Raw genomic sequence first — 1,140 nt, 5'->3', positions numbered from 1 at the left:
AAGTCAGATGTTTTGAGCATGAGTAAAATCAGTCGTTCGCAACAGTTGCGTTTTGAATGGTCAGAAGTCGGTTGAGTTAGTTTTTTTAACCACTTTTAAGCTTGTTTATATATTTTTTCGAGATGAGTGAGACATGAATGCCAACGGTTAGTATAAGAATAGTAAGGGATTAAAAAAGACTTGCTTTTCAGTTTAGCACTTAGCCAAATTTACAATTTTACCGTTATATTTCTTTAAACCGTCAAATTGTAAATTTGGCGGACTTTGTTAATATACACCAACTTTTGGTCTGGCTCGTAACCCTTATTATTTTTATACATTGTTGGCAGTAGTTTTTATTTTCCGTTTGTTTTTATTCGTCAAATATTTATAAATTCCATATCCTAAAATCCCACCAATAATTAGTGAAATAATCAAATTCAATAAATTCGGACTTGGATGTCCATTGTCACCAGGCCAAACACTATAAAAAAGATTCATAAATGAATTCATTTCATTCATATGATAGTAACAGGCATCAGGAATTAGTAAGTCATAAATTAGAGTAAAACTAATTAGGCACATCAAAATTCCAGTCGCCAAAATGAAAATCCATTTTAAAATTTTGCTTTCTTTCATTTAATTGTCAGTTGCGATTATCAAATTCGGCTTTTCTCCGACCTTTATTTTTCTGTAATTAACAAATGCTCCACATTCCAAAATTGCGTTAAATAATTCAGGTTCGTTTTCTTTCAGGTATTTTCCGTTGTCAATTTGTATAATAGTTGGTTCGTCAGTCAGTTCGTCCACGCAATCAATCCAAGCATTCATATTTTCTCCATAATAATCTGGAAAGTTCATTTTTTTCTTAAATTCAGAGTGGAATGTCTTCCAATTCTTTAATCTTTTTCCTTTGATTCTGAATGTTTGCATTTCGGTTCTTAAATTCTGAGTAACGTTTTTTCAATGTTCTGAAAATCAATTATTTATGTTTTTTATTTTCAGCTGTATTTTTCTTTTTTTCTGGAACTAAACGTTACCTTAAAGTAATTATTTTCTTTCCCGAAAAAAGGGGAATTACTGCCAACGTTTACGTATAAGAATAGTGCGTTGTTTGTGTGCGTGGATTTTCCGCAGGAAAATCATAAGCAACCAAACGCG

Annotated in this window: 2 protein-coding genes; both read right to left on the bottom strand. The window is 31.5% G+C overall.

The window, feature by feature from the left end:
• Positions 1 to 312: 312 nt before the first annotated feature.
• On the bottom strand, positions 313 to 618 hold the full coding sequence (locus M4I23_RS19500) for a hypothetical protein (RefSeq protein WP_249755527.1): 306 nt from the start codon (positions 616 to 618) through the stop codon (positions 313 to 315).
• Positions 619 to 912: a barstar family protein gene (locus M4I23_RS19495; RefSeq protein ID WP_249755526.1), complete on the bottom strand. Its 294-nt coding sequence runs from the start codon at positions 910 to 912 to the stop codon at positions 619 to 621.
• Positions 913 to 1,140: the final 228 nt, after the last annotated feature.

The sequence above is a fragment of the Algibacter sp. L4_22 genome (assembly GCF_023473045.1).
GTDB lineage: Bacteria > Bacteroidota > Bacteroidia > Flavobacteriales > Flavobacteriaceae > Algibacter.
Note: the sequence above shows the minus strand (reverse complement) of the source record. Positions and strands in the feature narration are given on the sequence as shown.